Origin of the sequence: Paraglaciecola psychrophila 170 (assembly GCF_000347635.1) — a bacterium.
In the GTDB taxonomy this organism is placed as follows: Bacteria; Pseudomonadota; Gammaproteobacteria; order Enterobacterales; family Alteromonadaceae; genus Paraglaciecola; species Paraglaciecola psychrophila.
Genome location: NC_020514.1, coordinates 3,312,481 through 3,326,718 on the forward strand (window position 1 = coordinate 3,312,481; position 14,238 = coordinate 3,326,718).

11 protein-coding genes and 1 tRNA gene are annotated in these 14,238 nt (G+C 41.0%); 4 read left to right on the forward strand and 8 right to left on the reverse strand.

Annotation, left to right across the window (positions count from 1 at the left end):
- Nucleotides 1-1,055 precede the first annotated feature (1,055 nt).
- Together C427_RS14430 and C427_RS14435 are read left to right on the forward strand one after the other, a co-directional pair.
- On the forward strand, nucleotides 1,056-1,238 hold the full coding sequence (locus tag C427_RS14430; RefSeq protein ID WP_007635166.1) for a hypothetical protein: 183 nt from the start codon (nucleotides 1,056-1,058) through the stop codon (nucleotides 1,236-1,238).
- A gap of 1,473 nt (nucleotides 1,239-2,711) precedes the next feature.
- Nucleotides 2,712-3,680 (forward strand): IS110 family RNA-guided transposase, encoded by a 969-nt coding sequence (locus tag C427_RS14435; protein ID WP_007635168.1) that lies wholly within the window; start codon nucleotides 2,712-2,714, stop codon nucleotides 3,678-3,680.
- A 61-nt stretch (nucleotides 3,681-3,741) separates the two neighbouring features.
- Here the strand turns inward: C427_RS14435 and C427_RS14440 are convergent, their stop codons facing one another.
- Nucleotides 3,742-4,821 (reverse strand): metalloprotease, encoded by a 1,080-nt coding sequence (locus C427_RS14440; protein WP_007635170.1) that lies wholly within the window; start codon nucleotides 4,819-4,821, stop codon nucleotides 3,742-3,744.
- 630 nt (nucleotides 4,822-5,451) lie between these two features.
- Between C427_RS14440 and C427_RS27635 the strand changes: the two genes are divergently transcribed.
- Nucleotides 5,452-5,796 (forward strand): IS110 family transposase, encoded by a 345-nt coding sequence (locus tag C427_RS27635; protein WP_015430995.1) that lies wholly within the window; start codon nucleotides 5,452-5,454, stop codon nucleotides 5,794-5,796.
- 140 nt (nucleotides 5,797-5,936) lie between these two features.
- Nucleotides 5,937-6,299 carry an IS110 family transposase gene (locus tag C427_RS27640; RefSeq protein WP_015430996.1) on the forward strand — a complete coding sequence of 121 codons (363 nt, stop codon included), beginning with the start codon at nucleotides 5,937-5,939 and terminating at the stop codon, nucleotides 6,297-6,299.
- A gap of 536 nt (nucleotides 6,300-6,835) precedes the next feature.
- Here C427_RS27640 and C427_RS14450 read toward each other — a convergent pair.
- The 7 genes from C427_RS14450 to ftsH form a co-directional block, all read right to left on the reverse strand.
- Complete coding sequence (locus C427_RS14450; RefSeq protein ID WP_007635172.1) at nucleotides 6,836-7,924, reverse strand: phosphotransferase family protein; 1,089 nt, start codon at nucleotides 7,922-7,924, stop codon at nucleotides 6,836-6,838.
- 784 nt (nucleotides 7,925-8,708) lie between these two features.
- Nucleotides 8,709-8,793 (reverse strand) — tRNA-Leu (locus tag C427_RS14455).
- Nucleotides 8,794-8,803: 10 nt separating this feature from the next.
- A complete protein-coding gene (secG, locus tag C427_RS14460; protein ID WP_007635176.1) occupies nucleotides 8,804-9,193 on the reverse strand; it encodes a preprotein translocase subunit SecG in 390 nt (129 codons plus the stop codon).
- 9 nt (nucleotides 9,194-9,202) lie between these two features.
- On the reverse strand, nucleotides 9,203-9,949 hold the full coding sequence (tpiA, locus tag C427_RS14465; RefSeq protein WP_007635177.1) for a triose-phosphate isomerase: 747 nt from the start codon (nucleotides 9,947-9,949) through the stop codon (nucleotides 9,203-9,205).
- Between the two features lie 110 nt (nucleotides 9,950-10,059).
- The gene (gene glmM, locus C427_RS14470) at nucleotides 10,060-11,400 is read right to left on the reverse strand and encodes a phosphoglucosamine mutase (protein WP_007635179.1); all 1,341 of its coding nucleotides are present in this window, start codon (nucleotides 11,398-11,400) and stop codon (nucleotides 10,060-10,062) included.
- On the reverse strand, nucleotides 11,390-12,229 hold the full coding sequence (gene folP / locus C427_RS14475; RefSeq protein ID WP_007635181.1) for a dihydropteroate synthase: 840 nt from the start codon (nucleotides 12,227-12,229) through the stop codon (nucleotides 11,390-11,392). Before folP ends, glmM begins: the two co-directional genes overlap by 11 nt.
- 83 nt (nucleotides 12,230-12,312) lie before the next feature.
- Nucleotides 12,313-14,211: an ATP-dependent zinc metalloprotease FtsH gene (gene ftsH / locus C427_RS14480; RefSeq protein ID WP_015430997.1), complete on the reverse strand. Its 1,899-nt coding sequence runs from the start codon at nucleotides 14,209-14,211 to the stop codon at nucleotides 12,313-12,315.
- Nucleotides 14,212-14,238 lie beyond the last annotated feature (27 nt).

Here is a 14,238-nt window from a genome sequence, read left to right on the forward strand (position 1 = left end):
GAAGACACGTGATATCTGACTTAAATCAGCACCACTAATTACTCAAAAAGCCCAGCTTGGATTGATGTCATCGAGACGAACTTACCTATTGAAATTGTTATTTTCCAGTGTTTTAAAGACACTACCATAGTCTTTTAATTTTAAACCAAGCTTACATATAAAGTTGAATAGGTATGAATGAATTTATTTTTGGTATAATTGGAATGCTAGCCATTTTAATACTCATGGTTACTTTCATTTCCGATCCTATTTAGCCTGTGGCTTATTCACCGTCCCCCACTGAACTTTCCGGCGCATTGACAGCAAAAAACCTGTTACAGAAGGTTGAACTCTTTGCTGTAGGTGAAATCGATAGACCAGATGCGTTAGCAGCCAGGAGCGCTACGCGCTCAAAATGCCCTACCGTGACGACACCAACGGTAACCGGCGCACTCATATAATCTTTGAGCTGCTAGATTTCATTTCCCGTTTAACGACACTGTAACCCAAACTCATAGTTAATCTGACTCGTTTCTCATCCATCGAGCAACCTATGATCGTCCAGCCTGGTTATTTGGAATAAACAGCAACAGCTATGCTGGCACATAAATTGTGTTGCATGGATGTAATGAATAAATTCTTTACCAACGAACTTGTCATGCTGTGTTTATGCTGGGCGGACCTCGTGGAACTAGCGGAGCACACTCCGCAGGGTCGCCTTCACTAACAGTCGGCACCGTGTGACCATATCACCGGCCTCACGAAATAAGAAAGTATTAGCATGACATCCATGATAGTTAGACCGTAAAGGCTTAAATACGTCACGATAAATCACAATGAATGGCCAAACCAATAAATAAAAAATCAGCAGTATAACAATAGCTATTTTGAATCAAATATGTAGATAAATTGCTAATATTTTAAACTTTTGGAACGTTCTATGCTTATCTATTAAATGAAAGCTTTAAGTGAAAGCTTTAAGTGAAGAACACACGAATACAGTTGTCTTTTTTGCGTTAGAGCCGACAATAACTTAGCTCATATATAGCAATAAATTTACAGTCTCTGGAGTATGTATGTCTTGTTTAACACGAAAACTTCAAGAAAAGTTGATACGTTATTTACAGCGTCACAGTGATATAATTAGCGATGGAAATCCTGAAAAAGTCCGCTGCGAGTTAATGAATCGTGGGCTCTGTCCCTCTGATGTGACGATTGACCAGATAATGGCTATTATTCGCGGCGCACAAGGTGTTTAACTATCAAAAATCTAGTTAAATAAACTGGCGTTATCTTACCTGCTTCCATAGATGATTTATGTCCACCGTTTCAATTAAGCTAAGCAGTGCTTCTAAATTATTTTAAATTTAGTAAATCAATATCTTAAAAGTTAATTTTTCTCCATCTCTGGTGTGCAAGCGTATTAAAAATTAAAACTCACATCAGCATTATGGCCCTGCTTTCACCACAATTATCAAAACATTCATGGTCAAAATGAGTGCAGTGAAGATTGTAACCATGCAGCGCTAGTTGTATTCAGTTATAAACTCAGACCATTTTAGTCACGAGAGATAAATTCTGATTAAATCAAAATTTTATTGATAAGAAAAAATAGGTTTATTGCCTCATAAGCGCGATATTCAGTTCCTACAAGATGGGCCAGTCTGCTAATCTTTGCAGGTAACTTATTTTGGATGTCATACTATCTCGAGTTCGTGCACTGGTATAATGCTTGTCATCCTCATCGTGGTATTAAAATTATGATGCCTGAACAGCCTCATAAATGTAATGACAAGAAGCGACAGTAAAACTTGCAGTGATAAATGAAACAGAGAAAAAAACAAGCATCCCGAGCGTTAGAGCGGTAAACCCGAAATTAGAAACTACCCCAAAAACTGCATCTTAATCCCGAGACACATTAATCCCGAGATACGTTGTCTCGAATTAAGCAGGTTTTATAACTGCTCGCGACAACTAGTTTGACAACAACCGAGGGCAATTTGTTTTAATTATGACAGGACTATATTCAGTAAAAACAAATTATCGAAAGATTGAACGAATACAGTTATTACCTCTCTGATGTATACAGTTTATGTGTGTGTTCTCTTTTTAAGCCTGACGATTTTTCAGGCTTTTTTTGCCCGCGATTTAACTGCACTTAATCAATAGTGACCGTGACTCGAATTGTAAGAGCTAGATAAAAGCAGTGAATAGCTAAATATTTTGAACCACAGTGCACGCCGAGAGCACTGAGGAATAATCGATACACTACGATGTCTGTCCTATTAGTTTCGGCTATTAGTTTCTGATGAGAGCAGTGGATAGTAAATAAGGGCTAGTAACTCGAACCACACAGAATATAAATAGTATGAAGGAAATATTTAGAACAGGTTGATTTACTATAATTAACATTGTAATTTGTTTTCGTGATAATTTGACTTGCCCAATATATTTTTACTTTTCAACGAACCTTGTATCTTAAACCCGTGTAAAACATAAGCTATGTTTTACACTATCCAAAGTGATTGGATAGTGGGGTAGAGACACTGCAATTAACCTTAGCGATTACCATTCTGTGGGTCAGATTAGTGCCTACCCCTCACCATTAGCGTCTTAAAATGCGAACAGTATCTTGTGCACAGTCTGAAGCTGAAGCACGTATAGCGACAAGAATGCAGTTGACGTTAACTTATCCAATCAAAATTAGTTTATCTCAACGTAAGGGCTTCTTCATGATATTTGTGGGTATTGATATTTCTAAATTAAGTTTTAATGTGGCCGTGTTGATTGATAGCAAGTACCAGAGTCGTCAATTTGAGAACAAACAGTCAGGTTTTTTAAAACTATCACAATGGATAAAGTCATTTAAAAACCCCGCCTATTTCTGTCTAGAAGCAACGGGAATTTATGGTTTGGCATTAGCTAAGCATTTATATCAAACCAACCAAAAGGTTATCGTTGCTAATCCACTCCAAACCCATGCGTTTGCTAAGATGGAAATGGCGAGAAATAAGACAGATAAAGCCGATGCGATGAGCATTGCTCGTTATTGTCAGTACTTATTTAATAGAGGAGAGATTGACAAGAGTCTTTTCATACCAAGGTCTGCGGCTTTTGAACGGGTACAGTTTCTTGTTACACGCCTAGATCAGTTAAGTAAGATGAAAAGCCAGGAGAACAATCGTTCGGGCGTCAGTTTAGATAAGGCCGCAGCACGCTCCATTGGGTCCATGCTGGCTTTTATTGATAAACAAATAATGGTCATTAAAAAAGAAATAGCCATGATTATTAAGCAAGATGAGCAGCTAACAGTTCAGCTTAAGTTACTCGTTAGTATTAATGGTATTGGGGATAAAACAGCGTGGGCATTGTTAGCGTACATAGGTGATATTTCTTTATTTGAAAACTCAAAACAGATAAGTAGTTATGCCGGGCTCAACCCAAGCATTGATCAATCTGGAACCAGTCTTAACCGTTCCAGCTTGTCAAAGACGGGCAGTACTAGATTAAGTAAATCATTGTATATGCCAGCCATAGTTGCCGTCAGATATAACCCATTAATGCTCGCTTTTTATAATAAACTTTTAACCAAAGGTAAGCCTAAAAAAGTAGCTTTAATCGCGGTGATGCGAAAATTACTGGTACTGGCTTATGGTGTATTAAAATCAAGAAAGCCGTTTGATGTTAATTATCAGCATTAATCAGATTGGGGCTTGATCCTCAAGACAGTATCTGACCCCGCAGGTCCGAAATAACGTCACATTAACTACTCAATATTTTAAGCGGTAATGACAACGCACCGTTATCTGTTTGGCCCACAAGCCAAATAATGGCACTTAGTCCACCCAAAGTGATGACATACCACAAAATAGAAACAATTTGAGCATAACGGTTAAGGGGCAATAGCTCACTTAAGTGTCGACGTTTATATTCAAAGAATATTTCCACACTACCTATAGCAAGTAAAAAACCTAACAAAGCCAAACCAAAGTGATAACTTACATAAACACCTAACATGGCGCCCAATGCGCAGGCGACAATACCCACACGAGAGTTAATTGAAAAAGCGATACTTTTAAGAACATGCCCACCGTCTAAAGGCAGTACAGGTAACATATTAAATAAATTGAGCAGCGCATTGAATACCGCTAAACCTGCGAGTACTTCTATATCGGTAAGCCAATATCCCACTAAACAAGCGATAGACAATATCAAGCCAAAAAATGGCCCCATAATTGAAATAACAATATCTTGCCAGCGTGTATTAATTTTGTCGTCGCTGAGCGCTAAACCTCCTACAAAAGGAATAAGGTAAATACCTTTGGTTTTTAAACCAAAGTACTTCATCGCCCTAATATGACCATATTCATGAAACACCAGACAACATATCAGGGCAATGGCAAACTCAATAGAAAACAACCAGCTATAAGCGGCCAAACTGCCTGCAGCAAACAATACTTTAATAACCTTGGCACTTTTAAAGAGTTTTAAACCCAGCCCCCCCATACCAATAAAACTAAATTTCATCGGTTGTTTTTTACCTTGGATGACTTGCCTTTGCTCTATGTCTTTTTCAATAAGGGTATTTTCAAGCAATAGCTCATCATTAACTAAAAGCTTGAATTTCAGATCAAAAGGCTGCCATTGCAAAGCACCACTCAGCTCCACTTGAAGATCCCCCTGCTCACCTTCTAGGGAAAATTGATGTGAAAAATCACCATTGTTGGCACTGGCACTAATTTGCGAAACGCATTGCTCACCCCAAAACAGTCGTTGCCACCCAGCCATTGAACCTTCCAACTTGAGTGTTTTACCTAAACACTCTACTTCTAATAATTGCACTATATAAACTCAACAAATAAAACCACGCCCGATTATTACTATATTTTCTGGTGGGACAAGGTTTATCAACAATAAATGTTAAAAAACAGATGGATGCAGTGGATAGCTAAAAACAAAAGTAAATGATGTTGGACCACAGAGAAAATAGAGAGCACGGAGGAAGAATCAAGAACTGAAATGTCTGGGCAATTTATCTTAACTTAGACTGAACTACATTCAGTAAAAATAAATTACCGATAGATTGAACTAATACAGTTATTCCCTCTCTGATATTATAGTTTATGTGTGTGTTCTCTTTTTAAGCCTGATGATTTATCAGGCTTTTTTTGCCTGCAATTTAACTCTACTTCGCCGATTACTCAGTCACGCGAAATGTAGTGGCTAGACATTAGTAGTGAACAGCTAAAGATGTTAAACCACAGAACATGCCGAGAACATTGAGGAATAATCAACACACTGCGATGACTGATGAGATGGACGCTCCCTAATACGGCGTCAATGCGCCAAAATAGAATTTACAACGAGACTATTTACATAGGAAACATCCAACATGAAGCTTAGAAAAATTGGTATCGATTTAGCAAAAATGTATTTTAAGTATGTCATTCCTCCCATTACTGGGGCCGTGAAATGGCTAAATTAGGTCATGATGTGAAGCTTATCCCTGCTCAACACGTCACGCCTTTTATGCGGGGCAACAAGAATGATCATAACGATTCTTTTGCTATAACTGAGGCCAGCCAACGTCCGTATATTCGCTTTGTGCCGATTAAAACTGAACACCAGCAGGAGATTTCCTGTTTGCACCGCATTCGTGAACGACTCAGTAAAAACAAGGTCGCGTTGAGCAATCAATCCCGCGGGTTATTGAGTGAGATTGGTGAGGTGTTTCCTTGTGGTCACAAAGCGCTGTTAAATGGGTTAAACAGCGTCATAGATAACGCTCAATATAGTCAGCCATTGCTAACATGGTGAAGGAGATATTGAGTGAATATAACCCCACTATAGAGCGCCTAAACAGCATCAAAAACCAGTTAGATGAATTTGTCGATGAATGCTAAAGCGGCAAGATATTACTCAGCATACCCGGTATCGTTGTTATCAATGCCTCTGCATTGTTAGCGGCCATAGACAAAGGCCAAGCCTTTAACAATCCCAAAGAATTTGCAGTGTGGTTAGGGCTGACACCCGAACAACATGCCTCCGGCGACATGAGTAAAATGGGCGGCATTACCAAACGCGGTGACCATTACTTGCGTAAACAATTGATACACGGTGCCAGAGCTTTGGTCAGTCGTGCTGCAAAAAGTACCGACCCATTATCTCTATGGGCAACTAAGCTACGTATCACCAAACCGTTTAATAAAGTGGCGGTGGCGGTCGCCGTCGCACATCGCTTAGCACGTTTAATCTGGATATTGCTCACGTGTCAGGAGCGTTATCGCGCTATGCCAACTTCTTTAGAGGTCAGTGCTTAATATGAAACAGTTTACGTTATCCCTGTCTAGCTCAATTCCGAACAGGAAAAAGGCACCAAGTCTGTATGACTGTAGTGGAAGGCTAGACACGGGATAACACTTACTTTACCCAACCCGCTTAGTCACAACATGATGAAGAAAACGGTTTACCCTACCTCATCAAAGCCAGACCAGGACAAGGATTAACAATCCGATTGACTGTATTTTAAAGGTGATAAGGGACGCGGTACTCGGTAGGCGGTACGGACTTCATCAGAGGCCTGAAATGATAAAACCATTTCAATTAAGAGCCTGAATATATGTCAGAACTAAGCCATTTTTAGACTGCCTTCAACATAACAGACTAGCGGTAAAATAAGATCAAAACGGTATTTGTGCTGAAAATCAGCATAAAGGGGAAGTAGTACGTTAACATCACATGAACGTCCATATATGTCCTGTGAGTTTCTGATTTAAAGTGTATCTGGCTCTATATATTGACCCCATATATATTTAACTTACATCTTCCACGGTAACCACGAAGCAGCGGTCTGCGGCTAAGCTTTCATACCCACTTTACACGCACAGTCCGCAGCAAACGCAGCCAAGGGCGCAACACGTGCTTCCATAACGTCGGCATTCGCACTATTGGCCGTTCCATCACGAACCCGTCCAACAATACCCTGACAAATCGCGCCAAGGCGAAAGGCGTTGTAAGCAAAGTAGTAGTTCACATTTGGCAAACTATCCCGGCCGGTGTGCTTGCAATACAGTTCGACATACTCTTTCATCGTCGGAATACCATAAGACTGCATGTCTTTGATATCGACCAACGCACCGCGTGATGGTTCCGAGCTCGGCATCATCCAATTCATCAGATGATAGGTGAAATCAGCGAGCGGATCGCCCAGTGTACAAAGCTCCCAATCCAGAACCGCAATCACACGCGGTTCAGTCGAATGCAGAACCATATTATCGATGCGATAATCGCCATGCACAATGGCAGTCTTGTCACCCACTGGAATGTTTTCTGGCAGCCACTTGATCAAGGCGTCCATATCCGGAATTTTCTTAGTTTCCGAAGCAATATATTGTTTCGTCCACCGATATATCTGGCGCGCAATGTAATCGCTCTCCTTGCCAAACCCTTCCAGCCCGGCAGCACGCCAATCAACATTGTGCAGATCGGCAAACGTTTTGACCTTGGCTTGGTAAATCGCATGGCGCTCAGACGGTTCCATTCCCGGCAGTGTGCCATCCCAAAAGATGCGGCCTTCTACCATGTTCATGACATAGAATATCGTTCCGATGACGTCAGTGTCTTCGCACAAGCCATATGGCTTCGCAACAGGGAAACCTAAAGGATACAGCGCTGATATCACCCGAAACTCACGATCCACCGCGTGCGCAGATGGCAACAATTTTCCCGGTGGCTTGCGCCGCATCACATATTGCTTGTTCGGCGTAATCAGTTGATAAGTTGGGTTCGACTGCCCGCCTTTGAATTGACGAACCGTTAATGGGCCCTCATAGCCCTCAACATTGGCTTCCATCCATGTGATGAGCTTTGCTTCATCAAATTTAAGCGTATCGACAACATCTTTTGTTCCGGTGAATAAATTCTGAGCTTTTTCATCGTCAACCATGACTGTATCCAAATGTGTCTAGGCACATGTCTATGCGCGGCCATACCTTGCGGTAAATCTTGGAGCTAGGTTAGCTTTACTACGAAAGTGCCTCTAGAGCCAGAATTACGGTCTCAGCTTTGTCCTCTGGTACAAATGTGGTCAGAGTATAAGTAAAAACCAAACGTCATTTTTCATAATAATAAAAATAGATGATGCCTCATATTTTCCATATTGACATCTCTTTTATATCCTTGAGGGACCAAGATAGGCGATTTATCGTCTATTAATCAACTGATTTCAGATAATTCAGAATTCAAAAAAAGCAGCAAATTACGAACAGCCATAATTATTATGATTGTTAAAAACGGCGAGTTCGATGCTTTTGCTCTACCCTCGTATTTATGTTTGCCAATTATTTCTGATATTTAGTAGGTCAATTTGCAGGGATGCAAATTGAGTCGCAGAGTGCCGGAAGCACATTGTGACGACCTGCTAAATATCAGAAATAATTGGATTAAGAACATAGTTTGGCGAACAGCATTTTTGCTTACTTTTTGCTGCTAAAGGCAAAAAGTAAGTCGTACAGCATGAATGCTGTGTGAAAAAAGCCATGCGAACACCGCGCGGGAAAGCAGTAAGCGCCAACACATGCTTTTTGTCTTTATAAAAACTATCGGACGATGGCGCGAAACGTGCTCTTTATCTTATAGCTGGTAGCGACTAGCTATAAATAATTAAATCGCAGGTTTAAAAAAGCACAAAAAAAAAGGTCTTGGTATAACCCAAGACCTTTTTTCATAATTGGTGCGGATGGAGAGACTCGAACTCTCACGACCTAAGTCACAGCCCCCTCAAGGCTGCGTGTCTACCAATTCCACCACATCCGCATTTTTAAAACTAGTTTGGTACGTCTTCTTTAGGTGCTTCTGTTACTGGTACATCAGAACCTGGAGCAGCTGACATAGAGGGTTCAGAAACTGGAATATCAGAATCAACAGCTTGTTCAGCCATGGGAACTTCTAGGTTTTGCCATTCGTCGACTGCTTTTTCTTTATCTGCTGTCTGATTACCCAATATTAGACTAATAACAAAAAACAATGTTGCAAGAACGGCTGTTGTTCTAGTTAAAAAGTTACCCGATCCTGTTGAACCGAACACAGTGTTCGAACCGCCACTTCCAAAAGATGCGCCCATACCGGCGCCCTTACCTTGTTGAATCAGTACGAAACCTATCAACATAACCGCTACAATCAAATAAACAATAACTAATACTTCGTAAAAAACCATGTGCTGCCTCTACTGATTTGCCGCTTGGCAAATACTTAAAAAATCTTCTGGATTTAGACTGGCACCGCCAATCAAACCGCCATCTACATCTGCCTGAGAAAATAGCTCTTGGGCATTGTTACCTTTAACACTGCCGCCATATAAAATAACTATATTGGCCGCAATGTTGTTATCTTGTTTTGCTAGATGCCCGCGAATAAATGCATGCACTTCTTGCGCTTGCGCCGGACTTGCAGTTTTACCAGTACCGATTGCCCATATAGGTTCATAAGCTAAAACGATATCAGCGAATTGGCTTATGCCAACTTTAAGCAGCACTGTGTCTAACTGCGCAGCGATGTAATCGAACAATGTGCCATCGTCTCGCACATCTTCAGGTTCGCCAACACATAAAATAGGGGTTAAATAGGCATTTAATACCTGTTCAACTTTTAACGCAACTAAGCTGCTAGATTCGTTATTGTCCGCACGACGTTCCGAATGCCCAACAATAACATATTGGCAATTGAACTCTTTAAGCATGGCAACAGACACTTCACCTGTGTGCGCGCCAGATTCAAATTGGCTAATATTTTGAGAACCTAATTTCACTTTACCATCAAAAAGCCCCAAGTATGGAAAGGGGGGACAGATCACCACATCCATATTATTAAGAGTGGCCGCAGCAAATTGCTTCTGCACTTTATCAACCAGAGCTTTATCGCCATTCATCTTCCAATTACCAGCGACTAACTGTCTTCGACTATTTGATTCCACGTTATGCTCCGTCATCCCACATGTAACACCAATAAAAAAGCGCGCGAGATGTTAACTAACCCAGTGACAATATACAAGTGCCTGAACCTATTAATACTCTGTAAACCTTACTAATCGCTTATTTTACGCACAGCATCAGCAATATGTTCAGCCCAAGTACTGGAATCCTGCGCATCATTCGCTTCTACCATCACTCTAACAAGAGGTTCAGTTCCACTTTTACGTAACAATACCCGGCCTCTATCGCGCAAGTTTTTCTCTGCCTCTATCACCGCTTGTTTGACACTTTTTTCTTCTAGTGGTTTAGTGCCCTCACAAAACCTCACATTAATCAGCGTCTGAGGATATTTAATCATACCACGACTCAATTCATTCAAGGTCATGTCCGCGTGTAACATAGCTGCCAAAACTTGTAGCCCAGCTACAATTCCATCTCCAGTAGACGCTGCAGCCAAATTTAACACATGACCAGAACCCTCACCTCCAATTGACCACCCTTTTTTCTTAAGTAATTCCATTACGTATCGGTCACCCACTTTACTTCGCAAAAATGGCACACCTAGAGTGCCGAGTGCCACTTCCAAGCCTAAGTTACTCATTACAGTGCCAACTACCCCGCCTATTAAACGCCGATTTTTAAGTGCGTCTCTAGCGATGATATACACAATTTGGTCACCATCTATCACGTTACCTTTGTGATCAACTAACATCAGGCGGTCCCCGTCACCATCCAGAGCAAAACCTAAATCAGCTTTATTTTTGATAACACTTTCAGTTACCGCTTTCATAGACGTTGCGCCTACTTTGCGGTTGATGTTCAAACCGTCGGGTTCAGTCCCAATTTCTATAACTTCTGCGCCTAATTCACTGAGAACATTGGGTGCAATGTGATAAGTAGCACCATTGGCACAATCAACTACTATTTTTAGACCTTTGAGTGACAATGTAGAAGGGAAATTGCCTTTACAAAATTCAATATAACGACCCGCAGCATCACTAATGCGCACAGCTTTACCCAATTTATCTGAAGCAACACACTTCATGGGTTTGTCCATTTGTTCTTCTATGGCCATCTCAATTGCGTCATCTAACTTCATACCATCAGCAGAAAAAAACTTGATACCATTGTCGTAATACGGATTATGCGAGGCACTGATAACTATGCCAGCCTCAGACCGAAATGTTTTTGTTAAATAAGCAATAGCCGGAGTGGGCATAGGTCCAAGCAATCCGATATTAATACCTGCTGCTGACAATCCTGCTTCTAATGCAGACTCCAACATATAACCTGAAATGCGAGTATCTTTACCAATCAGCACTTTATTAGTGCCATGGCCAGCTAAAACTTTACCTGCAGCCCAACCCAATTTCATTACAAATTCTGGATTGATGATGTTTTCACCGACTTTTCCACGGATACCATCGGTACCAAAATATTTTCTATCGCTCATTATTATTCCTGCAAGCGTTAATCATATTTATTATTTTAACAGCATCTACTGTCTCTTTAACATCATGAACTCTAATTATTTGCGCACCCTTTTGAGCAGCCACTGTGGCAACTGCAATATTTCCGGCTAAACGTTGCTCTATTTGTCGATTTAACAAGTTCCCAATCATCGATTTACGCGACATTCCTGCCAGAATAGGTGCATTTAATTGATGAAACGCTTCAAGATTGGCTAATATTTTATAATTGTGTTCAAGTGACTTACCAAAACCAAAACCTGGATCAACAATAATTTGATCTGCATTTATGCCAGCATCACAGCATACAGAAATTCGCTCTTGTAAAAATGTCATCACGTCCTTGACAACATCATCATATTGAGGGCTTTGTTGCATCGCTCTTGGTTGCCCTTGCATATGCATTAGGCATACAGGCACATTAGCTTCAACAGCAGCAACTAAAGAACCGTTTTCTTGAAGTGCACGAACATCGTTAATTAAGCTAGCACCGGCATTAACTGCTTCGGTCATCACTTTGGCTTTACTAGTATCTATGGAGATAATGGTATCAAAACGTTGATACATTGACTCAATCACGGGGATAACACGGTCAAGCTCTTGTTGCACTGAAACAGCTTGTGCACCTGGTCTGGTAGACTCCCCACCGATATCAATAATGTCAGCACCTTCACTTATCATCAATTCCGCTTGAACTAAACCGTTGTCGAGTATATTGAAGGCGCCACCATCGGAAAATGAATCCGGTGTGACGTTTAATATCCCCATCACCCTAGGTGAAGATAAATCTAAAAACTTATCTTTAAACTGCATAAACGCTCAATATAAATATATTTTGTATAAAAAAAACGCTCTGCTGAAGAATCAACAAAGCGTTTTGAGCACATCCAACAATCTTAGTTAGTTGCGTCGCCAGGATTACCTATATTAGGTTGAACTGGCTTGTTATCTTTCTTATCCGCATCAGCCACAGGGGCTCCGCCAGAAGGTTTATCATTATCATCTTTGTTATCACGTACCCAATCTGCTGGGGGGCGTGGTTCTATTCTTGCCATTAAATCATCAATTTGTTTTGCGTCAATAGTTTCGTATTTCATCAAACAATCTTTCATTGTTTCCAAAACATCTCGGTTTTCGTTGAGAATTTTTTCAGCACGCTCGTAGTTACGATCGATTATCGATTTAATCTCAGCATCAATTGCTCGAGCGGTGTCATCAGACATGTTCTTAGACTTGGACATGGTATTGCCAAGAAAAACTTCACCTTCTTCTTCAGCATAAAGCATAGGACCCATTTTCGAAGATAACCCCCACTGAGTTACCATTTTACGAGCAATATCAGTAGCACGTTCAATATCATTTGATGCGCCAGTGGTGACCCCATCTTCACCTAAGGTAATGGTTTCTGCAATTCGCCCACCGAACAAGCTAGATATCATGCTTTCAAGGTGTTGCTTGCTATGACTGTATCTGTCCTGCTCTGGAAGATACATCGTCACACCTAATGCTCTGCCACGAGGTATAATCGATACTTTATATACTGGATCATGCTCTGGTACCATGCGGCCTACAATAGCGTGACCTGCTTCATGATATGCAGTATTGGTTTTTTCTGCCTCTGACATAACCATGCCCTTACGTTCAGAGCCCATCATGATTTTATCTTTGGCTTTATCAAATTCATCCATAGCTACTACTTTCTTGCCTGTTCGAGCTGCAAACAAAGCGGCCTCGTTGACCAAGTTGGCCAAATCAGCACCAGAAAACCCAGGTGTACCACGAGCAATTAAGCTAGCTTCGACGTTGTCGCCTAATGGCACCTTACGCATATGTACCTTAAGTATTTGTTCACGTCCACGAATATCTGGTAAACCAACAGTCACTTGACGGTCAAAACGACCTGGTCTTAGTAAGGCTGGGTCAAGTACGTCTGGACGGTTAGTTGCGGCAATAACTATAATACCTTCATTACCCTCAAAACCATCCATCTCAACTAACATTTGGTTAAGTGTTTGTTCTCTTTCATCGTGACCGCCACCTACACCGGCACCACGTTTTCGCCCTACTGCATCAATTTCATCGATAAAAATAATGCAAGGAGCTGATTTTTTAGCTTGTTCAAACATGTCACGCACACGAGATGCACCTACACCGACAAACATTTCTACGAAGTCAGAACCTGAGATAGTAAAGAATGGAACTTTTGCTTCACCGGCTATTGCTTTTGCCAGCAACGTTTTACCCGTTCCAGGAGGACCAACCATTAGAATACCTGTTGGGATCCTACCGCCTAACTTTTGGAATTTAGTTGGATCACTAAGGAAATCGACTAATTCAGACACGTCTTCTTTAGCTTCATCACACCCTGCCACATCAGCAAAAGTTGTCTTAATTTGATCTTCGCCTAATAGGCGTGCTTTGCTTTTACCAAAAGACATCGCACCTTTACCGCCTCCACCGCCTTGCATCTGGCGCATAAAGAATATCCACACACCGATCAGCAATAACATTGGAAACCACGATATGAATATCGAGGTTAAAAGAGACGACTCCTCGGGCTCTTTACCAAAAACTGCTACATTGTTTTCAATCAACTCATCCATCAACGCAAGGTCAGTATAAGGAATAATGGTAGTAAAAGATTCACCATTACGTTTCACACCATTAATCTGCCCTGTGTTTCTGTCGATAGTGGCACTGCTAACTACACCGTTGCTTACATCGCGCAAGAATAACGTGTAATCCGTATTGGTTGATTTAGATTCAGTGCCTGAAAAATTTTGGAAAACCGACATCAATACGACAGCGATAACCAGCCATAA